Origin of the sequence: Streptomyces glaucescens, assembly GCF_002154375.1 — a bacterium.
GTDB classification, from domain to species: domain Bacteria; phylum Actinomycetota; class Actinomycetes; order Streptomycetales; family Streptomycetaceae; genus Streptomyces; species Streptomyces glaucescens.
Genome location: NZ_MUND01000196.1, coordinates 1 through 23,675, shown reverse-complemented (window position 1 = coordinate 23,675; position 23,675 = coordinate 1). Strand labels below are relative to the sequence as shown.

Below are 23,675 nucleotides of genomic sequence, written 5' to 3'. Positions count from 1 at the left end.
CGCCGGGTGTGCCGGGTGCCCCTGCCGCGTCTAGGGTGGACCCAGGTGGCACCACCGCCACTGTAATTAGCCAAACTAACCACATAGGTGCGCCGGGAAGTCTGGTCGGCAAGCGTTTCGTGCTGCCCACCCCTGGAGGTTTCCCGTGTCCGCCCCCCGCACCCCCCGCAAGGTCCTCGGCCGGCTTTCCCTGCCGGAGCGGACCTATCTCGCGGACGCGCTGCGCACCGAGACGGTCGGCGGTGTCCTCCTGCTGGTCGCCGCCATCACCGCACTGCTCTGGGCGAACGTCCCCCTGCTGCACGACAGCTACGAGACGGTCAGCCACTTCCACATCGGCCCCGAGACGCTCGGCCTGAACCTCTCCGTGGCGCACTGGGCCGCCGACGGACTGCTCGCGGTCTTCTTCTTCGTCGCCGGCATCGAACTCAAACGGGAACTCGTCGCCGGTGATCTGCGCGACCCCAGGGCCGCGGCCCTGCCGGTCGTCGCCGCGCTGTGCGGCATGGCGGCGCCCGCGCTGGTCTACACCCTGACCGCCACCGCCGGCGGTGGCTCCCTGTCCGGCTGGGCGGTGCCCACGGCCACCGACATCGCCTTCGCACTCGCCGTGCTCGCGGTCATCGGCACCTCGCTGCCCAGCGCCCTGCGCGCCTTCCTGCTGACCCTCGCCGTCGTCGACGACCTGCTCGCCATCCTGATCATCGCGCTCTTCTTCACCGACACCCTGGACTTCGCCGCCCTCGGCGGCGCCGTGGCCGGACTCGCCGTCTTCTGGCTGCTGCTGCGCAAGGGCGTCCGCGGGTGGTACGTGTACGTCCCGCTCGCCCTGGTGATCTGGGCGCTGATGTACAACAGCGGCATCCACGCCACCGTCGCCGGAGTCGCGATGGGCCTGATGCTGCGATGCACCACCCGGGAAGGGGAGAAGCACTCCCCCGGCGAGCACATCGAGCACCTCGTGCGGCCGCTCTCGGCGGGCCTCGCCGTACCGCTGTTCGCCCTGTTCAGCGCCGGGGTGTCGGTGTCCGGCGGGGCGCTCGCCGGGGTCTTCACCCAGCCGGAGACACTGGGCGTGGTGCTCGGCCTGGTGGTCGGCAAGACGCTCGGCATCTTCGGCGGCACCTGGCTGACGGCACGCTTCACCCGGGCCTCGCTCAGCGACGACCTCGCCTGGCCGGACGTGTTCGCGGTGGCGACGCTGGCCGGCATCGGTTTCACCGTCTCGCTGCTCATCGGCGAGCTGGCCTTCGAGGGCGACGCGGCGCTCACCGGCGAGGTCAAGGCCGCCGTCCTGACCGGCTCGCTGCTCGCGGCGGCACTGGCCACGGTGCTGCTGAAGCTGCGGAACGCCAGGTACCGCCGGATGTGGGAGGCCGAGGAGCGCGACGAGGACCAGTCCGGCATCCCGGACATCTACGAGGAAGACGATCCGGAGTACCACCTGCGCATGGCCGCCATCCACGAACGCAAGGCCGCAGAGCACCGCCGGATCGCCGAGGAGAAGGCCGCGGCGCGCCACGCGGTTGCGGAAGTACCGGGCGGGGCAGGCGCGGAGAACGACGGTCCGGCATGATCTGACGAGACGGTACAAAAGACGGGACCGTCACCAGTCAGGCAGAAGAGGGAGACCGCGATGAGCGCACCCGACGGCAGCCCGGTCGGCGCCGAACGCAGCATCGGCCAGCTGTTCGCCAAGGCGACGACCGAAATGTCCGCGCTCGTGCACGACGAGATCGCACTGGCCAAGGCCCAGCTCCGACGGGACGTCAAGCGGGGTGCGACCAGCGGCGGCGCCTTCATGGCGGCGGGGTTGCTCCTGCTGTTCTCCCTGCCGATGCTCAACTTCGCGCTGGCGTACGGCATTCGGACCTGGAGCCACTGGAACCTCGCGATCTGCTTCCTGCTGTCCTTCGCGGCCAACGTGCTCATCGCCGGGTTCCTCGCCCTGATCGGCGTGGTCTTCGCGAAGAAGGCGAAGAAGGGCCGCGGCCCGCAGAAGGTCGCCGCGTCGATGAAGCAGACGGCGGGCGTCCTGCAGAACGCCAAGCCGCACCCGCGGCCCGAGCTGCCCGCGGACCGTGTGCCCGAGGCCATCGAGCCTGTGGCACGCTCGTCGTCATGACGGAACCCGACACTCCACCGGCCCAGCCGGCCTCGGCCGTACGGCTCGACCTGCCCGGCGGCCGCGAGGTGGTCCACCGGGACGTGGCCGCCAACGGCGCCCGCTTCCACATCGCCGAGCTGGGCGACGGGCCGCTGGTGCTGCTGCTGCACGGCTTCCCGCAGTTCTGGTGGACCTGGCGGCACCAGCTGGTGGCGCTCGCCGACGCCGGGTTCCGGGCCGTCGCCATGGACCTGCGGGGCGTCGGCGGCAGCGACCGCACCCCGCGCGGATACGACCCGGCCAACCTGGCCCTCGACATCACCGGGGTGGTCCGCTCGCTCGGCGAGCCGGACGCCGCGCTGGTCGGGCACGACCTGGGCGGCTATCTGGCGTGGACGGCGGCCGTGATGCGGCCCAAGCTGGTCCGCCGGCTCGCCGTCGCGTCGATGCCGCATCCGCGGCGCTGGCGCTCGGCCATGCTCTCCGACCTCAAGCAGACCGCCGCCGGTTCCTACATCTGGGGCTTCCAGCGCCCGTGGATCCCCGAGCGGCAGCTCGTCGCGGACGACGGGGCGCTGGTCGGTCGGCTCATCCGGGACTGGTCCGGGCCGCGGCTGCCGGACGACGAGGCGGTGCGGACGTACCAGCGTGCGATGTGCATCCCGTCCACCGCGCACTGCTCGATCGAGCCGTACCGCTGGATGGTGCGCTCCCTGGCCCGCCCCGACGGTTTCCAGTTCAACCGGCGGATGAAGCGGCCGGTGCGCGTGCCGACGCTCCATCTGCACGGCTCGCTCGACCCGGTGATGCGCACCCGCAGCGCGGCCGGCTCCGGCGAGTACGTCGAAGCCCCGTACCGCTGGCGCCTGTTCGACGGCCTCGGCCACTTCCCGCACGAGGAGGACCCGGTGGCGTTCTCCAACGAGCTGATCAACTGGCTGAAGGACCCCGAGCCCGACCGGTGATGGGGCTCGGCGGCCTCGCTGGGTGACCGGGCCGACGCGTCCGGTGTCCGGTCCGCAGGGACCACCGGTATGACTGTCCTAGGAACGGCCACATGCCTGGCGCATAGGCCAATTGGGCGGCCCCGAGGCGGTTATCGACCTTGGGGCGGGGGCACACGTCGGGGTATGGGCTGGACGCACGACTACAGTGACGCAGCAGCACGCAATCGCCGCTCGGGCAGCGCCCTGAGCTCCCACCAGCGAGGCGCGCCGCAACTCGCGGGCGCGGACCCCCGGGTGGGCATTCCGCGCATCCTGCGCCGCCGGGCCCGCTGGGTCTCGGTACGGCTGCGTCACCCCCGCGGGTGACCCCCGCGCGCCCTACAGCGCGCAGTTGTCGGTGCCCACCTGCTGGTTGGCGGTACGCCCCGCGGTGATGTCCTCCCGGATCTCGTCCACGGTCAGCGCGTACCCCGTCTCGGCGTCGTCCAGCGACTTCGCGAACACCACGCCGTAGACCTCCCCCTCGGGGGTGAGCAGCGGGCCGCCGGAGTTGCCCTGGCGGACGGTCGCGTACAGCGAGTAGACGTCGCGCCGGACCGTTCCGCGGTGGTAGATGTCCGGGCCGTTGGCGGTGATACGGCCGCGCACCCGTGCCGAACGCACGTCGTACGCGCCGTTCTCCGGGAAGCCCGCGACGATCGCGCCGTCGCCGCTCGCCGCGTCGTCCTCGGTGAACCTCAGGACGGGCGCGTCCAGGTCGGGGACGTCCAGTACGGCGATGTCGCGCTCCCAGTCGTAGAGCACGACCTTCGCGTCGTACCGCTTGCCCTCGCCGCCTATCTGCACGGTGGGCTCGTCGACGCCGCCCACGACGTGCGCGTTCGTCATCACGCGGCGCTCGGCGAACACGAAGCCGGTGCCCTCCAGGACCTTTCCGCAGCTCTGCGCGGTGCCGACGACCTTCACGATGGAGCGCTGGGCGCGGCCGGCGACCGGGCTGCCCGCGAGTGCCGGGTCGGGGGGCTGGACGTTGGTGATGGGCTCGTTGGCGAACGGGCTGAAGACCTGCGGGAAACCGTTCTGCGCGAGCACCGAGGAGAAGTCGGCGAACCACGTGTCGGCCTGCGCGGGCAGCGCGCGGGAGACGCCGAGCAGCACCTTGGAACTGCGGACCTCCTTGCCGACCGTCGGCAGCGTGGTGCCCGCCAGGGCCGAGCCGATCAGCCAGGCCACCAGCAGCATGGCGACCACGTTGACCAGGGCGCCGCCGGTGGCGTCCAGGGCGCGGGCCGGGGACCATGTGATGTACCGGCGCAGCTTGTTGCCCAGGTGGGTGGTCAGCGCCTGCCCCACGGAGGCGCAGACGATCACCACGACGACCGCGACGACCGCGGCGGTGGTGCTCACCTCCGCCTTGTCGGTCAGCAGGTCCCAGATCACGGGCAGCGCGTAGACGGCGACGAGCCCGCCGCCCAGGAAACCGATCACCGACAGGATGCCGACGACGAAGCCCTGGCGATAGCCGACGATCGCGAACCAGACGGCAGCGAGCAGCAACAGGATGTCCAGCACGTTCACCGAATCAGGCCTCGCCTCTTCACTCTCCGGTCCCGCCGGCTCGGCCGGGGGTCCCGCCCGCCGCGACGCGGCGACCAGGCACGACGTTCCCCGGGAAAACACAGCACGGCGCCCACCCTGTCATGCGCGCCAGTCGAGCGGGACCAGCTTGTCGCGGTCCCAGGGGCGCTCCCAGCCTGCGTAGTGCAGCAGCCGGTCGATGATTCCCGCCGTGAAGCCCCAGACCAGGGCCGATTCGACCAGAAATGCCGGGCCGCGGTGGCCGCGGGGGTGGACGGCGGTGGCGCGGTTGGCGGGATCCGTGAGATCCGCCACGGGGACCGTGAACACCCTCGCGGTCTCGTTGGGGTCCACGACGCCGACCGGGCTGGGCTCGCGCCACCAGCCCAGCACGGGGGTCACGACGAAGCCGCTGACCGGGATGTACAGCTTGGGCAGCACGCCGAAGATCTGCACGCCGGCCGGGTCCAGGCCGGTCTCCTCCTCGGCCTCGCGCAGCGCCGCCCGCAGCGGCCCGTCCCCCTGCGGGTCGCCGTCCTCGGGGTCCAGGGCGCCGCCCGGGAAGGACGGCTGCCCGGCGTGCGACCGCAGGTTGCCGGCGCGTTCCATCAGCAGCAGCTCGGGGCCGCGCTCGCCCTCGCCGAACAGCACCAGGACCGCGGACTGGCGGCCCGCCCCGTCCTCGGGCGGCAGGAAGCGGCTCAGCTGGCGCGGCCGCACGGTCTCCATCGCGCGCACCACCGGGTCCAGCCAGCCCGGCAGCCCCTCCTTGCTGACCACCACGGCTTCGCCCCGCGTCTCACTCGCCCGGCTCATCGCCACCCCCGTCGTCCTCCTGCTTCCAACGCCCGGCGCCCCGGGGATCGTTCCGTCACCCGGCCGCGCCCAGCGGCGGGGCCGGCTTCCCGCCCGCGTCCAGATAGGCCTGCGGCGGGTTGAGGCGCTGCCCGGGGAAGCCGCCCTTCTCGTACTTGAGCAGTTTCCGCGCCTTCTCCGGGTCGGTCTCGCCCTCGCCGTACGCCGGGCAGAGGGGGGCGATGGGGCAGGCGCCGCAGGCGGGCCTGCGGGCGTGGCAGATGCGGCGGCCGTGCCAGATGACGTGGTGCGAGAGGTCCGTCCAGTCGCTCTTCGGGAAGAGCGCGCCGACGGCGGCCTCGATCTTGTCGGGGTCGGTCTCGTCGGTCCACTGCCAGCGCCGGACGAGCCGCTGGAAGTGCGTGTCCACGGTGATGCCGGGGTGGCCGAAGGCGTTGCCGAGGACGACGAAGGCGGTCTTGCGGCCGACGCCGGGCAGCTTGACGAGGTCCTCCAGACGCCCCGGCACCTCGCCGCCGAACTCCTCCGTCAGTGCCTTCGAGAGTCCTGTCACCGACCTGGTCTTGGCCCGGAAGAACCCGCAGGGCCGCAGGATCTCCTCGACCTCCTCGGGGTTGGCGGCTGCCAGATCCTCGGGGGTGGGGTACTTCGCGAAGAGCGCGGGGGTGGTCTGGTTGACGCGCAGGTCGGTGGTCTGGGCGGAGAGCACCGTGGCGACGAGGAGCTGGAAGGGGCTGTCGAAGTCCAGCTCCGGGTGGGCGTACGGATAGACCTCGGCGAGTTCCCGGTTGATCCGGCGGGCGCGGCGGACGAGGGCCGTACGGGACTCCTCACGCGGCGGCTTCGGGGCGATCGTCTTCGCGGGCGAGGCCTTCTTCACGGCGGCGGAGGCCTTCTTGGGGGCGATCTCGGCCTTCTTGAGCGTGGCCTTGCGGACGGGGGCCTTGGTGGCGGTGGCCTTCTTCGCCGCGGGTGCCTTGTCGGCGGCGGAGGCCTTCTCGGCGGCGGTCTTCTTCGCGGGAGACGCCTTCTTCGCGGGGCTCGCCTTCCTGGCGGAGGCTGCCTTCTTCGCGGGCGCGGCCTCCTTCGCCGGTGCCGGCTTCTTCACGGCAGCCTTCCGTGTCGCACTTGCCGCTTCTGCCGTCTTTCGTCCGCCACCGGAGGCCTGTTCGCCCACAGCGGAATCACGACGTACACCCACCCGCGCAGCCCCCTCGGCCTGTGCTCTCACCGGCTTTTTGGACACCCGGCCAGCCTACGGCCCGGCACTGACATCTGCCCGGGACCTGGAGGATCGGAGCCCAATTGGACCCCTGACGCGTACCCCGGGACACCAGTGCGGCATCCTTGTGACAGATCACACTGTTCGGACCGTCCGGCAAAATGGGCACCACGGTCCCCTGATACAAGGGGGAACAAGATCCCCTGAGCAGGTCGACAAGGAGAGAACTCGTGGACGACGTTCTGCGGCGAAATCCGCTCTTCGCGGCGCTCGACGACGAGCAGGCCGCGGAGCTGCGTGCCTCCATGAGTGAGGTGACCCTCGCGCGGGGTGACTCCCTGTTCCACGAGGGCGACCCGGGCGACCGGCTCTACGTGGTCACCGAGGGCAAGGTCAAGCTGCACCGCACCTCGCCCGACGGCCGCGAGAACATGCTCGCGGTGGTCGGCCCCGGCGAGCTGATCGGCGAGCTGTCGCTCTTCGACCCGGGCCCGCGCACGGCGACCGCCACCGCGCTCACCGAGGTGAAGCTGCTCGGCCTCGGCCACGGCGACCTCCAGCCCTGGCTGAACGCGCGCCCCGAGGTGGCCGCCGCGCTGCTGCGCGCCGTCGCCCGGCGGCTGCGCAAGACCAACGACGCCATGTCCGACCTGGTCTTCTCGGACGTCCCGGGCCGTGTCGCACGCGCCCTGCTGGACCTGTCCCGCCGCTTCGGCGTGCAGTCCGAGGAGGGCATCCACGTCGTCCACGACCTCACCCAGGAGGAGCTGGCGCAGCTCGTCGGCGCCTCCCGCGAGACGGTCAACAAGGCGCTCGCCGACTTCGCCCAGCGCGGCTGGCTCCGCCTGGAGGCCCGCGCGGTGATCCTGCTGGACGTCGAGCGCCTGGCGAAGCGCTCGCGCTGACACCGGCCTCCCGAGGCCTCGCGGCAGCCGTTACGGCGACGGGGTCCCGCCTCTCACGAAGCGGGACCCCGTCGCCGTACGCGCGCGTGCGGCGCCGTCTCAGATGAGGCCGTGCTCCTCCAGGTACTCCATCTGCGCCCGCACCGACAGCTCCGCGGCCGGCCACAGGGAGCGGTCCACGTCGGCGTAGACGTGCGCCACCACCTGCGCGGGCGTGCGGTAGCCGTCCTCGACGGCCGTCTCGACCTGGGCGAGGCGGTGGGCGCGGTGGGCGAGGTAGAACTCCACGGCGCCCTGGGCGTCGTCCAGGACCGGGCCGTGGCCCGGGAGGACGGTGTGGACGCCGTCGTCGACCGTGAGCGACCGCAGCCGGCGCAGGGAGTCCAGATAGTCGCCGAGACGGCCGTCCGGGTGCGCCACGACCGTCGTACCGCGTCCGAGGACCGTGTCGCCGGTCAGAACCGCCCGGTCGGCCGGGAGGTGGAAGCAGAGCGAGTCCGCGGTGTGGCCGGGCGTCGGGACGACCCGCAGTTCCAGGCCGCCCACCCGGACCACGTTCCCGGCGGCCAGTCCCTCGTCGCCGAGCCGCAGCGCCGGGTCGAGGGCACGCACGCGCGTGCCGGTCAGCTCGGCGAAGCGGGCGGCGCCCTCGGCGTGGTCGGGGTGGCCGTGCGTCAGCAGGGTCAGGGCGACGCGCTTGCCGGCCCGCTCGGCCGTGTCGACGACGTGCCGCAGGTGCCCCTCGTCCAGCGGGCCCGGGTCCACCACGACGGCGAGGTCGGAGTCGGGCTCGGACAGGATCCACGTGTTGGTGCCGTCCAGCGTCATCGCGGAGGGGTTGGGCGCGAGGACGTTGACCGCCCGCGCGGTGGCCGGTCCGGAGAGGACCCCGCCGCGCGGCTGGCCGGGCAGGGCGCTTGCGTCGGTCATGCCGGGCCTCCCCCGGTCGCGGTCGGGATGTGCTTGGTGAACTCGTCGTGGCCGGGCCAGGAGAGCACGATCTCCCCGCCCTCCAGACGGGCCTGTGCGAGGACGGGAGCCAGGTCCCGGTCCGGGGCGGCGGCCAGTGCCTGCGCGGCCGTCTCGTAGGGCGTCAGCTGGCGCAGGGTGGCGATGGTGGGCGGCATCATCAGCAGCTCGCCCTTGTCGTAGGCCGCCGCCGCGTCCGCGGGCCGGATCCACACCGTGCGGTCGGCCTCCGAGGAGACGTCGCGGGTGCGCTGGCCCTCGGGGAGGGCGGCGACGAAGAACCACGTGTCGTAGCGGCGGGGCTCGAACTCGGGCGTGATCCAGCGGGTCCAGGCACCCAGCAGATCCGAGCGCAGCACCAGGCCGCGGCGGTCGAGGAACTCGGCGAACGACAGGTCGCGGGCGATGAGCGCGGCGCGGTCCGCCTCCCAGTCGTCACCGGTGGTGTCACCGACGACGGTGCCGGGGGTGGGCCCGGCCAGGAGGACGCCCGCCTCCTCGTAGGTCTCCCGGACGGCGGCGCAGACGATCGCCTGGGCGGCCGTCTCGTCGACTCCGAGCCGGCCGGCCCACCACGCGCGCGTGGGGCCCGCCCAGCGGACGTGGCGCTCGTCGTCCCGCGGGTCGACACCGCCGCCCGGATACGCGTACGCGCCTCCGGCGAAGGCCATGGAGGCGCGTCTGCGCAGCATGTGCACGGCGGGGCCGCCGCCGGTGTCCTTCAGGAGCATCACCGTGGCCGCGCGCCTCGGGCGCACCGGGGTGAGGGTGCCGTCCGCCAGCGCGCGGATCAGCTCCGGCCACTCAGGGGGGTACCACTGACCGTTCGCCATGGCCGGAGGCTATCCCGGAACGCGTGCATGTTCGAGAGGCGGATGATCACCTGCCTGCGGGAGGTCCTACGGCTGGGTCAGCTCCACCTGGATCTCGACCTCCACCGGCGCGTCCAGCGGCAGCACCGCCACGCCGACCGCGCTCCGCGCGTGGACGCCCTTCTCGCCCAGGACCTCGCCGAGCAGCTCGCTGGCGCCGTTGAGGACGCCCGGCTGGCCGGTGAAGTCCGCGGCCGAGGCCACGAAGCCCACGACCTTCACGACCCGCGCGACGCGGTCCAGGTCGCCCGCGACGGACTTGACGGCGGCCAGCGCGTTGAGCGCGCAGATCCGGGCCAGGTCCTTGGCCTCCTCGGGCGTGACCTCCGCGCCGACCTTGCCGGTGACCGGCAGCTTGCCGTCCACCATGGGCAGCTGGCCGGCGGTGAAGACGTACGGGCCGGACTGCACGGCCGGCTGGTAGGCGGCCAGCGGCGGCACGACGTCCGGGAGGGTCAGGCCCAGCTCGGCGAGCTTCGCCTCGACCGCGCTCACGCCTGCTTCTCCCGCTTCAGGTAGGCCACCAGCTGCTCGGGGTTGTTCGGGCCGGGCACGACCTGGACGAGCTCCCAGCCGTCCTCGCCCCAGGTGTCCAGGATCTGCTTCGTGGCGTGGACGAGCAGCGGCACGGTTGCGTATTCCCACTTGGTCATGGGGCGACTGTAGCGGCTGTGGCGGGAGGGGCCCGCGGGCGGCCACGGGGGACGTTATCCACAGCCTCCCGCCTGGGCCGGGCGCGGACTGGTTACGCTCGATGGCGTGAGCAGGCTCCAGGTCGTCAGCGGCAAGGGCGGGACCGGAAAGACGACGGTCGCCGCCGCCCTCGCGCTGGCCCTGGCCACGGAGGGGAAGCGCACGCTCCTCGTCGAGGTCGAGGGTCGGCAGGGCATCGCACAGCTATTCGAGACGGAGGCGCTGCCCTACGAGGAGCGGAAGATCGCCGTCGCTCCCGGGGGCGGGGAGGTGTTCGCCCTCGCCATCGATCCCGAACTGGCCCTTCTGGACTACCTCCAGATGTTCTACAAACTGGGGAGCGCCGGACGGGCCCTGAAGAAACTCGGCGCCATAGACTTCGCCACCACCATCGCGCCCGGCCTGCGGGACGTCCTCCTCACCGGCAAGGCCTGTGAGGCGGTCCGGCGCAAGGACAAGACGGGCCGGTTCGTCTACGACTACGTCGTCATGGACGCACCCCCCACCGGCCGCATCACCCGCTTCCTCAACGTCAACGACGAGGTCGCCGGGCTCGCCAGGATCGGCCCGGTGCACAATCAGGCGCAGGCCGTGATGCGGGTGCTGAAGTCCGCCGAGACGGCGGTGCACCTGGTGACGCTGCTGGAGGAGATGCCGGTCCAGGAGACCGCCGACGGCATCGCCGAACTGCGCGCCGCCCGGCTCCCGGTGGGCCGGGTCATCGTCAACATGGTGCGGCCCCGGCTGCTCGACGCGGCCGACCTCGACCTCGTACGCACCGTGCCGCACCCCGAACTCGCCCGGTCCCTGTCGGCCGCCGGGCTCGGCGGCCCCGGCGGCGGCCAGCACGCCGAGCGGCTGGTGGACCCGCTGCTCGCGCAGGCCGACGAGTACGCCGAGCGGTACACGCTGGAGCACGAGCAGCGCGCCGTCCTCGGCGAGCTGGGCCTGCCGCTGCACGAGTTGCCGCTGCTCGCCGAGGGCATGGACCTGGCGGGCCTGTACGAACTCGCCACCGAGCTGCGGAAGCAGGGGATGACATGAGTCCGGAGCCCACCCCGACCCACTATCGCCTGGCTCCCGAGCGGGTGCTCGACGTGGACCCGCTGCTGGACGACCCGACGACCCGGATCGTGGTGTGCTGCGGCTCCGGCGGTGTCGGCAAGACGACCACGGCGGCGGCGCTGGGCCTGCGCGCGGCGGAGCGGGGCCGGAAGGTCGTCGTGCTCACCATCGACCCGGCCCGCCGGCTCGCCCAGTCCATGGGCATCGACTCCCTGGACAACACCCCGCGCCGGGTGAAGGGCGTCGAGGGCGACGGCGAGCTGCACGCGATGATGCTCGACATGAAGCGCACCTTCGACGAGATCGTCGAGGCGCACGCGGACCCCGACCGGGCCGCCGCCATCCTGGGCAACCCCTTCTACCAGTCGCTCTCGGCGGGCTTCGCGGGCACGCAGGAGTACATGGCGATGGAGAAGCTGGGGCAGCTCCGCGCGAAGGACGAGTGGGACCTGATCGTCGTCGACACCCCGCCCTCCCGCTCCGCGCTCGACTTCCTCGACGCGCCGAAGCGGCTGGGCTCCTTCCTGGACGGGCGGCTGATCCGGCTGCTGACCGCGCCGGCCAAGCTGGGCGGGCGCGCCGGCATGAAGTTCCTGAACGTCGGGATGTCGATGATGACCGGCACCCTCGGCAAGCTGCTCGGCGGCCAGCTGCTGAAGGACGTCCAGACGTTCGTGGCCGCGATGGACACCACCTTCGGCGGCTTCCGCACCCGCGCGGACGCCACCTACAAGCTGCTCCAGGCGCCCGGGACGGCGTTCCTGGTGGTCGCGGCACCCGAGCGGGACGCGCTGCGCGAGGCGGCCTACTTCGTGGAGCGGCTGGCCGCGGAGCACATGCCGCTCGCCGGGCTGGTGCTCAACCGGGTCCACGGCAGCGGCGCCGACCGGCTGTCGGCCGAGCGGGCGCTCGCCGCCGCGGAAAATCTTGAGGAGTCCCGCATTGTGGATCAGGGGGGCGGGAAAGCTGGACTTCGTAACTCTCCCGACACATACGGCAGTTCGGCTCCCGACGACGGCTCCCCCGCCGACCCGGAACACGCCGCCGGGGAGCGGACCGTCGATCAGCTCACCGCACACCTGCTGAGGCTGCATGCCGAGCGCATGCATCTGATCGCCCGTGAGCAGCGCACCTGTGACCGCTTCACCGCGCGCCACCCCGAGGTGGCGGTGGCCGAAGTGGCCGCGCTGCCCGGCGATGTGCACGACCTCGCGGGGCTGCGGGACATCGGAAACCGGCTGGCCACGTACCGGCCGCGGCCGGTGGGCGGCACGCCGGAGGACGGCGGGCCGGAAGGCTTCGGCCCGGACGGCCACGCACCGGAAGGCGACGCACCACGAGACGACGCCGCGGAAGGCGACGCTACGGAAGGCGAATGAGGCCGGTGGGAGTGGCGGCGGCGCGTGGCTCGTGGGGTGGCTCCGGCCGGTGGTGCGCGCCTGCCCGTGCGCGGCACCCCGCGACATCCACCCGGCTCATCGAGCCGCCGGCCCGCCGGGTTCCTGCCCTGCCCCCGGGCCGCGACGGCCGACGACACCCGGCACGCTCCGCCGTCCGGGCCCCGCAGGGCCCCGCTCAGCTGACCGCCGCGTAGTTCTCGTACACCTGGTCGTCGTCGAGGGGCACCAGTCCGGCGCCCCGCTCGTACTCCGTACGAGCCGTCTCCAGCAGCCGGCGCCAGGACGTCACGGTGGGCCGCCGGCGCAGCAGCGCGCGGCGCTCCCGCTCCGTCATACCTCCCCACACGCCGAACTCGACGCGGTTGTCGAGCGCGTCGGCCAGGCACTCGGTCCGCACCGGACATCCGGTGCACACCGCCTTGGCCCTGTTCTGCGCTGCTCCTTGAACGAACAGTTCATCCGGATCGGTAGTGCGGCAGGCCGCCTGCGCACTCCAGTCGGTTACCCAGCCCATACCGGCGCCGTCCTCTCCCGAATCGAGGCTCCCCCACGGCGGCAGCGGCATATTCACCGCCGCCAGTTGAGGACGTTACGGAAGGTGGGCACAGCGCAACACCCCCTTCGGGCCCAATCTTGAATGGCCCGAACGGACTATGCGCAACCGGCAGATCACCCGGGGGAGTGACCCTGCGACATGCGCGGCATTCCCGGCATTCCGGGGTGATTCAGTTGCGCCACAACGGACGGCAGGGGACACACAAGGCGGATTCGGGCACGCACCCGACACACCGTCGGGCAGCGCTCCGAGAAGTCGCCGGACCAGTCCGGGAACGTTTCGCCATCGCCGGACGTATTGATACGTGGCCCCACTGCTGTGACAGTCGAGAGCAGCTTAGGCCAAGGCATATACGCGTGTCCGGCGAATGAGAACGTAGGCTGCCCTCATGGCAAAGAAGCGCTCGGGCGGGGGCCTGTCTCCTACGCAGCAGGCCGCCAAGTTCCTCGGTGTCAGTGTGCTCGCGGGAGCCGTCATGGCCGGCATCGCGCTGCCCGCCGTGGGGGTGCTGGGGCTCGCGGCGAAGGGTTCGGTCGAGGGGTTCGACGAGATCCCCGCCAACCTGAAGACGCCGCCGCTCAGTCAGCGCACCACGATCCTCGACGCCCAGGGCGACAGCATCGCGACCGTCTACTCACGCGACCGCACGGTCGTCGACCTCACGGACATCTCGCCGTACATGCAGAAGGCGATCGTCGCGATCGAGGACGCCCGCTTCTATCAGCACGGCGCGATCGACCTGAAGGGCGTCCTGCGCGCCCTCAACAAGAACGCACAGAGCGGCGGCGTCGCCGAAGGCGCCTCGACGCTCACCCAGCAGTATGTGAAGAACGTCTTCGTGGAGGAGGCCGGCGACGACCCGACGAAGGTCGCGCAGGCCACCCAGCAGACCCTCGGCCGCAAGATCAAGGAGCTGAAGTACGCGATCCAGGTCGAGGAGGAACTGGGCAAGAAGAAGATCCTCGAGAACTACCTGAACATCACGTTCTTCGGCCAGCAGGCCTACGGCGTCGAGGCCGCCTCCCAGCGGTACTTCTCGAAGCACGCCAAGGACCTCAACCTCCAGGAGGCCGCCCTCCTCGCCGGCATCGTCCAGTCGCCGAGCCGGTACGACCCGGTGAACGACGAGGCGGAGGCCGTCAAGCGGCGCAACATCGTCCTCCAGCGCATGGCCGAGGTCGGCGACATCTCGCAGGCGGAGGCCGCCCGGGCGCAGAAGAGCCCGCTGGAACTCAAGGTGAGCCGCCCGAAGAACGGCTGCATCACCGCGGTCAAGGGCGCCAGCTTCTTCTGCAAGTACGTCGAGAAGGTCTTCCTCAACGACCCGGTCTTCGGCGAGACCAAGGAGGAGCGGGCCAAGCTCTGGAACCAGGGCGGCCTGACCATCCGCACCACCCTCGACCCGCAGGCGCAGGAGTCGGTGCAGGACTCGCTGTCCCAGCACGTCAACAAGTCGGACTCGGTCGCCGCGGCCGTCACCCTGGTCGAGCCCGGCACCGGCAAGATCCTCGGCATGGGCCAGTCGAAGCCCTTCGGCTACGGCGACAACGAGACCGAGATCAACTACAACGTCGGCAACGGCATGGGCGGCTCGAACTTCGGCTTCCCGACCGGGTCGACGTTCAAGCCGTTCGTGGCCGCGGCGGCCCTGGAGCAGGGGCGCCCGCCGACGCAGGAGTACTCGTCGCCGTACGACATGGAGTACCCGAGCCCCGTACAGACCTGTGACGGGAAGCCGTGGGTCAACACGGACGGCTCGCGCGTCGAGAACGAGGACGAGTCGGAGGTCGGCCCGTACCGTCTGAAGGAGGCGATGGCGAAGTCGGTCAACACCTACTTCGTCCAGATGATCTCCGACATCGGCATGTGCCCGGTGATGAAGACGCTCGACGGGCTGAACGTGGTGCAGGGCAACGGCGAGAAGCTGCCGGAGGTGCCGGCGATCTCCCTCGGCTCCAAGGGCATCTCCCCGCTGACCATGGCCACCGCGTACGCCGCGTTCGCCGCCCGCGGCATGTACTGCACGCCGATCGCGATCGAGTCGATCACCCAGAAGATCGGCGACAAGCAGAAGTCCCTGGAAGTGCCGAAGTCGACCTGCTCCCGGGCCGTGTCCGAGAAGACCGCCGACACCGTCAACACCCTGCTGCGCGGCGTGGTCGACTCCGGTACCGGCCAGCAGGCCGGTCTGACCAGCCGCGAGAGCGCCGGCAAGACGGGTACGACGGACGAGCGCAGGAACGCCTGGTTCGTCGGCTACACCCCGAACATGTCCGGCGCGGTCTGGGTCGGCAGCGCCAGCCAGCAGGTCAAGATGGTCGACATCACCATCGGCGGCCGCTGGCACCCCAAGGTCTACGGCGGTGAGGTGCCGGGCCCGATCTGGCGCGACGCCATGACCGGCGCGCTGTCGAACAGGGAGGCTCCCTCCTTCAACATCGTCGACATCCCCGACGCCGAGCGCGACCGCGGCGAAGGCCGTGACGAGGACCGCGGCGACAACGACAACGGCAACGGCGACGACCGGGGCAACGGAGACGGAAACGGCAACGGCGGGAACGACGGCGGCCTGTTCGGCGGCCTCGTCACCGGCGGCACGACCGGCGGCCCCGAGCCGGACCCGACCTTCTCCATCCCGGAGGGCCTGTTCCAGGGCAACGACAACGCCGGCAACAACGGGAACGGCAACGGCGGCAACTGGCCGTGACCTGTCCGGCCTGGCCGGTCGCACGTACGACGGCGGGGGCGCCCCCCATCACCAGGGGGCGCCCCCGCCGTCGTATCCGCGGATCCGCGTCCGCGTATCGACCGATCCGGTTTCGGCCGTCAGCCGTCAAACCTGGGCCGTCGCCCGTCAGCCGTCGCCCGTCAGCCGGCGAGGAACTTCTTCACCGCGGCGGCGACCCTTCCGCCCTCGGCCTGTCCCGCGACCTTCGGGTTCACGATCTTCATGACGGCACCCATGGCCCGCGGCCCCTCGGCACCGGCGGCCTTGGCCTCCTCGACGGCCTGGGCGACGATCTGGTTCAGCTCGTCGTCGCCGAGCTGCTTGGGCAGGTACTCGGCGAGGACCTCGCCCTCCGCCTTCTCCCGCTCGGCCTGCTCGGCGCGACCACCCTGCGCGAACGCCTCGGCGGCCTCCCGCCGCTTCTTCGCCTCCCGGGTGATCACCTTCAGCACCTCGTCGTCGGAGAGCTCGCGCTTCTCCTTGCCCGCGACCTCCTCCTTGGTGATCGCGGCGAGCGTCAGCCGGAGCGTCGAGGAGCGGAGCTCGTCGCGCTCCTTGATCGCGGCGTTGAGGTCTTCCTGCAGCTTCGACTTGAGCGTGGTCATGGGGGTGATTGTCGCAGGTGCACACGGATCGACGCCCGCGCATTTACGGCGCCGACGCCCGTGTCCGGGCCGGGCGCCGGGTCTGACACGATGGGGCCATGCGCGCGCGATACGGAGTTCCCCTGGGAATCGCGGCGGTTGGCGCCGCCGGACTGCTCTACTCGGCGGGTTTCGAGGCCCGCTCCTTCCGCCTGCGACGGGTCACCGTCCCCGTCCTCCCCCCGGGCATGCGTCCCCTGCGCGTACTCCAGGTCTCCGACATCCACATGGTCGGCGGGCAGCGCAAGAAGCAGCGCTGGCTGCGCTCGCTGGCCGGACTGCGCCCCGACTTCGTGATCAACACGGGCGACAACCTGTCCGACCCGGAGGGCGTGCCGGAGACCCTGGACGCGCTGGGCCCCCTGATGGAGTTCCCGGGGGCGTACGTCTTCGGCTCCAACGACTACTACGGCCCCAAGCTCCGCAACCCCGCCCGCTATCTGGTCGAGAAGATGCAGGGCCGCCACGGCCTGAACGGCAACCCGCCCGCCGTGGGAGTGGTCCACAACCCGTGGGAGGACCTGCGGGACGGCTTCGACGCGGCCGGCTGGCGGAACCTCACCAACACGCGCGGCACGCTGAAGATCGACGGGGTGACGGTGGAGCTGACGGGCCTGGACGACCCGCACATCAAGCGGGACCGGTACGCGCAGGTCGCGGGCGGCCCGTCGGAGACGGCCGACTTCTCCATGGGTGTCGTCCACGCCCCGTACCTGCGCGTCCTGGACGCGTTCACCGCCGACGACTACCCCTTGGTCCTGGCCGGGCACACCCACGGCGGCCAGCTCTGCATCCCCTTCTACGGCGCGCTGGTCACCAACTGCGACCTGGACACGGACCGTGTGAAGGGCCTGTCGACGCACACCGTGGACGGCCGTACGGCCTATCTCCACGTGTCGGCCGGCTGCGGGACGAACCGCTACACGCCGGTACGGTTCGCCTGCCCGCCGGAGGCGACGCTGCTGACGCTGGTGGGACGCAAGGGGTGAGGTCGGGGCGGAGCAGGTGAGGCAGGGGCGGCGGGCCGGGAAACCGATCCGACTGAACTGACGGACTGACCGGCCACCTCCGGTTAACCCACTCGGCCCACCCGAATCGCCCCTTTTGCCCTTTTTCCTTAGCGTGAGGGGCATGACAGCCCCGATACCCAGGGACATCCCGGACCTCCCCGCGCTCCCGGGCATGACCGCACTGCTGCCCTCCCCCGTCCCCGCCCGGGCGGTGGTGGCGCCCGCGCGCCGTCCGCTGGCCGCCGTCTTCCGCCTGCTGACGGCCCTCGCCGCCGCCACCGGCGTGGCCATCCACCTCGCGCTCGGCAGCCCGCTCCGGGTCCTCGGCTACTTCACCGTCCAGAGCGCCATCCTGCTGGCGCTGATCATGCTGCTCTCGGCCCGCCGCGCCTGGACCGCCCGCCACCCGCTGCCGGGTGCCCTGACCGGAGCGGTACTGCTCTACACGGCGATCAGCGGACTGGTCTACCACCTGCTGCTGGCCGACGCGGCGACCCCGTTCACGATGATCGACACGGCCGCGGCCTCCCCGGCCGCCTGGCACACGGCGGCCCACCACCTCCTGCACACCGCGGTACCCGCGGCGGCGGTCTTCGACTGGCTGTTCCTCACCGCCCCCGGCCACCTCCACCTGCGCCAAGCCCCCAACTGGCTCCTCTACCCCCTCGTCTACCTGGTGATCTCCTTCGCCCGCGGCGAACTGCTCCTGTCCGGCACCCCGGGCCGCTACCTCTACCCCTTCCTGGACGTCGAGGCGCACGGCTACAAGGGCGTCCTCGGCAACGCCCTCCTCCTCGGCCTCTCCTTCTACGTCCTCGCCGTCCTCCTCGTGGCCCTCGACCACGCCCGCCCGAACCCCATCCGGCACCGCTCCAAAACCGGATTTCGCCTCCAGCCGCCAGTGGGCTAAAGTAAACGACGTCGCCGCGAAAAGCAGCGACACCGGGGTGTAGCGCAGCTTGGCAGCGCGCTTCGTTCGGGACGAAGAGGTCGTGGGTTCAAATCCCGCCACCCCGACGCCAATCAGAAGGCCAATCGCGTGATCGCGGTTGGCCTTCTGACGTGTGTCCCCTGTCGTGCGCCCCGGGGCCGCGGGCGGGAGGATGCCGCTACCGTGGGCCGTATGAGCGGGGGATCTCGGCGGACGGTGCCGTGTCAGTGGTGTGGGGTGCCGGTGGTGCAGGTGCGGCGGTGGCGGACGCGGCGGTACTGCAGCAAGGCGCATCGGCGGAAGAACCGGGTCGTCGAGGCCGTGGGGAACTTCCTGGACAGCATCAGTCCCTGAGCGGACGGTGTCGCGGGCCTGCCATGCTGGTGCCATGACGTCGCTCTCTGATTTGGTGCTGCTGCGGCGGGCGCGCGACCGGATGGACCGTGATTACGCGGAGCCGCTGGACGTGCCGGCGCTGGCGCGGGCGGCGCACATGTCGGCGGGGCACTTCTCGCGCAGCTTCCGGGCCGCGTTCGGGGAGACGCCGTACAGCTATCTGATGACGCGGCGGATCGAGCGGGCCAAGGCGTTGCTGCGGCGTGGGGATCTGTCGGTGACCGAGGTCTGCTTCGCGGTGGGGTGTACCTCGCTGGGGTCGTTCAGTTCGCGGTTCACCGAGCTGGTGGGCGAGAGCCCGAGCGCCTACCGGGCGCGGGCCCATGAGGAGGGCGCGGACATTCCGGCCTGCGTCGCCAAGGTCTTCACGCGACCGGTCAGGAACGGAGAAGCGAAGGGCGGCGCCCGGTCGTAGCGTGTGCGGCATGGACATCAAGCTGTCGCAGTGCTTCATCGCCGTGGACGATCATGACAAGGCGCTGGCCTTCTACCGTGACGCGCTGGGCCTCGAGGTACGCAACGACGTGTCGTTCGAGGGAATGCGGTGGGTGACCGTCGGGTCGCCGGAGCAGCCCGGTGTGGAGATCGTGCTGGAGCCGCCGGTCGCCGATCCGAACGCCTCCGACGCGGACCGGCAGGCCATGGCGGAGCTGCTGGCCAAGGGCCTGTTGCGCGGGGTGATCTTCTCGACCGAGGACTGCGACGCGACCTTCGAGCGCGTCCGGGCCTCGGGTGCCGAGGTGCTGCAGGAGCCGGTCGACCAGCCGTACGGGGTGCGTGACTGCGCCTTCCGCGACCCCGCGGGCAACATGCTGCGGTTCACGCAGCGGCGGAGTGGGTGAGTCCGCCCGCGTCGCCTCATAATGCAGCCCGCCGCCCCCCGCTTGGAGATCCGATGAGCCGCCAGTCCGCCAGCGCCGCACCGCAGTCCTCGTCCGTCCCGCACGTCGCGGACAGTCATGATCTGATCCGGGTGCACGGGGCCCGGGAGAACAATCTGAAAGACGTGAGTGTCGAGATACCGAAGCGGCGGCTCACGGTGTTCACCGGTGTCTCCGGCTCCGGCAAGAGCTCGCTGGTGTTCGACACGATCGCCGCGGAGTCGCAGCGGCTGATCAACGAGACGTACAGCGCCTTCGTGCAGGGGTTCATGCCGACCCTGGCGCGGCCGGAGGTCGACGTGCTGGACGGGCTGACCACCGTGATCAGTGTGGACCAGTCGAGGATGGGCGCCGACCCGCGGTCGACGGTCGGCACCGCCACCGACGCCAACGCGATGCTGCGGATCCTGTTCAGCCGGCTCGGCGACCCGCACATCGGGCCGCCCAGCGCGTACTCGTTCAACACCGCCTCGGTGCGGGCGAGCGGGGCCATCACCGTGCAGCGCGGGGCGAAGACGAAGGCGGAGAAGGCGACGTTCGAGCGCACCGGCGGCATGTGCCCGCGCTGTGAGGGGCGGGGCTCCGTCACCGATTTCGACCTGACGCAGCTGTACGACGACAGCAAGTCGCTGAGCGAGGGCGCGCTGACGGTCCCCGGTTACAGCGTCGACGGCTGGTACGGGCGGATCTACAGCGGCTGCGGATTCTTCGACCCGGACAAGCCGATCCGTGAGTTCGGCGAGCGGGAACTGCACGATCTGCTGCACAAGGAGCCGACCAAGATCAAGGTGGAGGGGATCAACCTCACCTACGAAGGGCTGATCCCGAAGATCCAGAAGTCGTTCCTGGCGAAGGACAAGGAGGCGATGCAGCCGCACATCCGGGCCTTCGTGGAGCGGGCCGTCACCTTCACCACCTGCCCTAAGTGCGACGGGACCCGGCTGAGCGAAGGGGCCCGGTCGTCGAAGATCAGGGGGATCAGCATCGCCGACGCCTGCGCGATGGAGATCCGGGATCTCGCTGAGTGGGTGCGCGGGCTCGACGAGCCGTCCGTGGCGCCGCTCCTCACCGCGCTGCAGAACACCCTCGACTCGTTCGTGGAGATCGGGCTCGGCTATCTGTCGCTGGAGCGGCCCGCGGGCACCCTGTCGGGCGGTGAGGCGCAGCGCGTGAAGATGATCCGGCATCTCGGGTCCTCGCTCACCGATGTGACGTACGTCTTCGACGAGCCGACCAGCGGACTGCACCCGCACGACATCCAGCGGATGAACGAGCTGCTGCTGCGGCTGCGCGACAAGGGAAACACGGTCCTCGTGGTCGAGCACAAGCCGGAGGTCATCGCGATCGCCGACCACGTCGTCGACCTCGGTCCCGGTGCCGGCACGGCGGGCGGCACCGTCTGCTTCGAGGGCACCGTGGACGGGCTGCGGGCGAGTGACACCGTCACCGGCCGGCATCTGGACGACCGGGCGTCCCTGAAGGAGTCGGTGCGCAAGCCGACCGGCGCGCTGGAGATCCGCGGGGCGAAGGCGAACAACCTCCAGGGCGTCGACGTGGACATTCCGCTCGGGGTGCTGGTCGCGGTGACCGGTGTCGCCGGGTCCGGCAAGAGTTCGCTGCTGCACGGGTCGGTCCCGGCCGACTCGGGCGTCGTCTCGGTCGACCAGGCGCCGATCCGGGGGTCGCGGCGCAGCAATCCGGCGACGTACACCGGGCTGCTGGACCCGATCCGGAAGGCGTTCGCCAAGGCCAACGGTGTGAAGCCGGCGCTGTTCAGCGCGAACTCCGAGGGCGCGTGCCCCACCTGCAACGGCGCCGGGGTCATCTACACCGACCTGGCGATGATGGCCGGGGTCGCCACCACCTGCGAGGACTGCGAGGGGCGGCGGTTCGAGGCGTCGGTGCTGGAGTACCGGCTCGGCGGGCGGGACATCAGCGAGGTGCTGGCGATGCCGGTGGCCGAGGCGGAGGGGTTCTTCGGCGCCGGTGAGGCGCGGACGCCGGCCGCCCACAAGATCCTCACCCGGCTCGCCGACGTCGGGCTCGGCTATCTCACGCTGGGCCAGCCGCTCACCACGCTGTCCGGCGGTGAGCGGCAGCGGCTGAAGCTGGCCACGCACATGGCCGAGAAGGGCGGGATCTACGTCCTCGACGAACCGACCACGGGTCTGCACCTCGCCGATGTCGAGCAGCTGCTCGGTCTGCTGGACCGGCTCGTCGACTCCGGCAAGTCGGTCATCGTGATCGAGCACCATCAGGCGGTGATGGCGCACGCCGACTGGATCATCGACCTCGGCCCCGGCGCCGGTCACGACGGTGGCCGGATCGTCTTCGAGGGCACGCCCGGGGACCTGGTCGCGGCCCGCTCCACCCTCACGGCGGAGCATCTGGCGGCGTACGTCGGCGCCTGAGCACCTGTGGAGCAGGACGCCTGCCGGGGTGTGACGTGGCGCACACCCCGGCGGCGATGACTCCGGTCCCGGCGGACGGTCATGAACAGCGACGACGTCGATGACAGTGACCACGGCGACGACAGCGATGACGTCGCTCCGCGCACAGATGGGACGCAGCATCATGACCGCAGCCGCAGTGAAGGGCCCCGCCAGCTACTTCCCCTCCATCGAGAAGAAGTACGGCCGTCCGATCGCCGAGTGGAAGGAGATCATCCGCTCGTCCGGGCTGACGCGCCACATGGAGCTCGTCGGCATGCTCAAGACCGAGCACGGCCTCGGGCACGGCCATGCCAACGCGCTCGTCGCGCACACTCTCGCCGAAGGGCTCTAGAGACATCCGGTGCGGAGCGGCGGGTTGAAGACCACCCCCTCGGGGGAAACCGGCCCTTCGGAGACCATGCCGGAAGCCACCGGAGATCAGAGGAAACTCGGACATTCGTCCGGCACCGGTCCCTCCCCTCGTGGGGACCGGTACCGGACGTTCGGGTGTCGAGCTAGCGCTGCGTGGCCGAGTGGCTACCGTTTCGGATCCGGTCGTGATCCTGCCATTCAAGGCCCGGGAGGAGGAGGTTCCGGCGCCCGGAACAGGGCTAAGTCGCAGGTCAGACATATAGAGTGAGTTTTCCGGACCGGATGTCCAGTGCCGCGGAAGCAGGGGGTGGAGGCCTTGGGCTGCGACTCGGGGGCACGCACAGCCTTCGCTGAACGGCTCGCGCTGCTGTACAAGGAGGCCGGCAACCCGCCCTTGAAGCGAGTGTCCGAGGCGGTCGTCCGGCTGGAACGGATCGACGAGCGGGGGCGCCCCGTACGGGTCTCCGCGCAGCGGATCAGCGACTGGCGGCGGGCGAAGAACGTGCCCGCGCAGTTCGCAGCCCTCGCGGCCGTGCTCCAGGTGCTGATCCCGCAGGCCCGCCGGATCCGGGCCGTTCCGGTGAGCCCCGGCCTGTACGACCTGGCCGACTGGCAGCGGCTGTGGGAGCGGGCGGTGGCCGTACCGGTCACCGATCGGCCGGAGGACGCCCCGAAGGCGGAGGAGGCGGAGCAGCCCCTCCCCGCCGGGGTCTGCCCCTACCGGGGCCTGGCCGCCTACCGGCAGGAGGACGCCCGCTGGTTCTTCGGCCGCGAGCGCAGCACCGAGGCGCTCATCGACCAGCTGTGCGCGGTGGAGGAGGGCGGGACCGGTGGTCTCGTCATGCTCGTGGGCGCCTCGGGCGCCGGGAAGTCCTCGCTGCTGAACGCCGGCCTCGTACCCGCCCTGCGGTACGCCGAGGCCCGGCGGGTGCTCCAGCTGGTACCCGGCGCCGACCCCCTCGGCGAACTGTGCCGCCGGATTCCGGGACTGGCCGGGCCGCTGCGGCGGGAGGTTCCGGAGCCGGAGGCGGACGAGGACGGGGACGGAGGAGGGGACGGGGACGCGCAGGCGGCCGGCGACGCGGAGCGGTACGCGGCCGGGGACACGCAGGCGCCCGCTCACGCGGTGACCGGCCCGGCCGGCCCCGCCG

Annotated in this window: 24 protein-coding genes and 1 tRNA gene; 16 read left to right on the top strand and 9 right to left on the bottom strand. The window is 71.3% G+C overall.

Annotated elements, in window-relative coordinates:
- Positions 1–145: 145 nt before the first annotated feature.
- From nhaA to CCN42_RS44410, 4 genes are all read left to right on the top strand, one after another.
- Positions 146–1,576: a Na+/H+ antiporter NhaA gene (gene nhaA / locus CCN42_RS14530; RefSeq protein WP_086735988.1), complete on the top strand. Its 1,431-nt coding sequence runs from the start codon at positions 146–148 to the stop codon at positions 1,574–1,576.
- Between the two features lie 60 nt (positions 1,577–1,636).
- Positions 1,637–2,125 carry a phage holin family protein gene (locus tag CCN42_RS14525; protein WP_086168516.1) on the top strand — a complete coding sequence of 163 codons (489 nt, stop codon included), beginning with the start codon at positions 1,637–1,639 and terminating at the stop codon, positions 2,123–2,125.
- Positions 2,122–3,072 (top strand): alpha/beta fold hydrolase, encoded by a 951-nt coding sequence (locus CCN42_RS14520; protein ID WP_086168517.1) that lies wholly within the window; start codon positions 2,122–2,124, stop codon positions 3,070–3,072. Before CCN42_RS14525 ends, CCN42_RS14520 begins: the two co-directional genes overlap by 4 nt.
- Before the next feature lie 165 nt (positions 3,073–3,237).
- The gene (locus CCN42_RS44410; protein WP_086168518.1) at positions 3,238–3,420 is read left to right on the top strand and encodes a hypothetical protein; all 183 of its coding nucleotides are present in this window, start codon (positions 3,238–3,240) and stop codon (positions 3,418–3,420) included.
- 12 nt (positions 3,421–3,432) lie between these two features.
- On the opposite strand, the gene CCN42_RS14510 is transcribed toward CCN42_RS44410, so the two are convergent.
- The 3 genes from CCN42_RS14510 to nth all read right to left on the bottom strand — a co-directional run bounded on the left by CCN42_RS14510 (position 3,433) and on the right by nth (position 6,556).
- Complete coding sequence (locus tag CCN42_RS14510) at positions 3,433–4,632, bottom strand: MarP family serine protease (RefSeq protein ID WP_086168519.1); 1,200 nt, start codon at positions 4,630–4,632, stop codon at positions 3,433–3,435.
- Positions 4,633–4,752: 120 nt separating this feature from the next.
- A complete protein-coding gene (locus CCN42_RS14505) occupies positions 4,753–5,448 on the bottom strand; it encodes an NUDIX hydrolase (RefSeq protein ID WP_086168537.1) in 696 nt (231 codons plus the stop codon).
- A gap of 55 nt (positions 5,449–5,503) precedes the next feature.
- Positions 5,504–6,556, bottom strand: coding sequence for an endonuclease III (gene nth / locus CCN42_RS14500; RefSeq protein WP_086735986.1), 1,053 nt, complete (start codon positions 6,554–6,556; stop codon positions 5,504–5,506).
- 344 nt (positions 6,557–6,900) lie between these two features.
- Here nth and CCN42_RS14495 point away from each other — a divergent pair, with 344 nt between their 5' ends.
- Positions 6,901–7,575, top strand: a complete 675-nt coding sequence (locus CCN42_RS14495; RefSeq protein ID WP_029382547.1) for a Crp/Fnr family transcriptional regulator — start codon at positions 6,901–6,903, stop codon at positions 7,573–7,575.
- 99 nt (positions 7,576–7,674) lie between these two features.
- Here CCN42_RS14495 and CCN42_RS14490 read toward each other — a convergent pair whose 3' ends face one another.
- The 4 genes from CCN42_RS14490 to sp36 form a co-directional block, all read right to left on the bottom strand.
- A complete protein-coding gene (locus tag CCN42_RS14490) occupies positions 7,675–8,505 on the bottom strand; it encodes an MBL fold metallo-hydrolase (protein WP_086735984.1) in 831 nt (276 codons plus the stop codon).
- On the bottom strand, positions 8,502–9,377 hold the full coding sequence (locus CCN42_RS14485) for an NUDIX hydrolase (protein ID WP_086735982.1): 876 nt from the start codon (positions 9,375–9,377) through the stop codon (positions 8,502–8,504). Before CCN42_RS14485 ends, CCN42_RS14490 begins: the two co-directional genes overlap by 4 nt.
- Positions 9,378–9,443: 66 nt before the next feature.
- Positions 9,444–9,911 (bottom strand): RidA family protein, encoded by a 468-nt coding sequence (locus CCN42_RS14480; RefSeq protein WP_043502815.1) that lies wholly within the window; start codon positions 9,909–9,911, stop codon positions 9,444–9,446.
- Positions 9,908–10,069, bottom strand: coding sequence for a Sp36 family protein (sp36, locus tag CCN42_RS14475; protein WP_003975360.1), 162 nt, complete (start codon positions 10,067–10,069; stop codon positions 9,908–9,910). Before sp36 ends, CCN42_RS14480 begins: the two co-directional genes overlap by 4 nt.
- Before the next feature lie 106 nt (positions 10,070–10,175).
- Here sp36 and bagA point away from each other — a divergent pair, with 106 nt between their 5' ends.
- Together bagA and bagB are read left to right on the top strand one after the other, a co-directional pair.
- Positions 10,176–11,153 (top strand): ATPase BagA, encoded by a 978-nt coding sequence (gene bagA, locus CCN42_RS14470; protein WP_086735981.1) that lies wholly within the window; start codon positions 10,176–10,178, stop codon positions 11,151–11,153.
- Entirely contained in the window at positions 11,150–12,553 is a 1,404-nt protein-coding gene (bagB, locus tag CCN42_RS14465) for an ATPase BagB (RefSeq protein WP_245877282.1), read from the top strand. Before bagA ends, bagB begins: the two co-directional genes overlap by 4 nt.
- A 196-nt stretch (positions 12,554–12,749) precedes the next feature.
- Here the strand turns inward: bagB and wblA are convergent, their stop codons facing one another.
- Positions 12,750–13,088, bottom strand: a complete 339-nt coding sequence (gene wblA, locus CCN42_RS14460) for a transcriptional regulator WblA (protein ID WP_063608098.1) — start codon at positions 13,086–13,088, stop codon at positions 12,750–12,752.
- A 430-nt stretch (positions 13,089–13,518) separates the two neighbouring features.
- On the opposite strand from wblA, the gene CCN42_RS14450 reads away from it, so the two are divergent.
- The gene (locus CCN42_RS14450; RefSeq protein ID WP_086735979.1) at positions 13,519–15,837 is read left to right on the top strand and encodes a transglycosylase domain-containing protein; all 2,319 of its coding nucleotides are present in this window, start codon (positions 13,519–13,521) and stop codon (positions 15,835–15,837) included.
- Between the two features lie 161 nt (positions 15,838–15,998).
- Here the strand turns inward: CCN42_RS14450 and CCN42_RS14445 are convergent, their stop codons facing one another.
- Positions 15,999–16,463: a GatB/YqeY domain-containing protein gene (locus tag CCN42_RS14445; protein ID WP_086735978.1), complete on the bottom strand. Its 465-nt coding sequence runs from the start codon at positions 16,461–16,463 to the stop codon at positions 15,999–16,001.
- 98 nt (positions 16,464–16,561) lie between these two features.
- On the opposite strand from CCN42_RS14445, the gene CCN42_RS14440 reads away from it, so the two are divergent.
- The 8 genes from CCN42_RS14440 to CCN42_RS14405 all read left to right on the top strand — a co-directional run.
- Positions 16,562–17,491 (top strand): metallophosphoesterase, encoded by a 930-nt coding sequence (locus CCN42_RS14440; RefSeq protein ID WP_086168526.1) that lies wholly within the window; start codon positions 16,562–16,564, stop codon positions 17,489–17,491.
- A 142-nt stretch (positions 17,492–17,633) separates the two neighbouring features.
- On the top strand, positions 17,634–18,422 hold the full coding sequence (locus CCN42_RS14435) for a Pr6Pr family membrane protein (protein WP_086735976.1): 789 nt from the start codon (positions 17,634–17,636) through the stop codon (positions 18,420–18,422).
- A gap of 33 nt (positions 18,423–18,455) precedes the next feature.
- Positions 18,456–18,529 (top strand) — tRNA-Pro (locus CCN42_RS14430).
- Between the two features lie 302 nt (positions 18,530–18,831).
- Positions 18,832–19,254 (top strand): helix-turn-helix transcriptional regulator, encoded by a 423-nt coding sequence (locus CCN42_RS14425; protein WP_086168527.1) that lies wholly within the window; start codon positions 18,832–18,834, stop codon positions 19,252–19,254.
- Between the two features lie 10 nt (positions 19,255–19,264).
- Positions 19,265–19,681, top strand: coding sequence for a VOC family protein (locus CCN42_RS14420; RefSeq protein ID WP_086168539.1), 417 nt, complete (start codon positions 19,265–19,267; stop codon positions 19,679–19,681).
- Between the two features lie 53 nt (positions 19,682–19,734).
- Positions 19,735–22,131 carry an ATP-binding cassette domain-containing protein gene (locus tag CCN42_RS14415; protein ID WP_086735974.1) on the top strand — a complete coding sequence of 799 codons (2,397 nt, stop codon included), beginning with the start codon at positions 19,735–19,737 and terminating at the stop codon, positions 22,129–22,131.
- Positions 22,132–22,294: 163 nt separating this feature from the next.
- A complete protein-coding gene (locus tag CCN42_RS14410; protein ID WP_086736019.1) occupies positions 22,295–22,504 on the top strand; it encodes a DUF4287 domain-containing protein in 210 nt (69 codons plus the stop codon).
- Positions 22,505–22,831: 327 nt separating this feature from the next.
- The coding region (locus CCN42_RS14405; RefSeq protein WP_479688074.1) for an ATP-binding protein at positions 22,832–23,675 on the top strand (844 nt) is incomplete at its 3' end.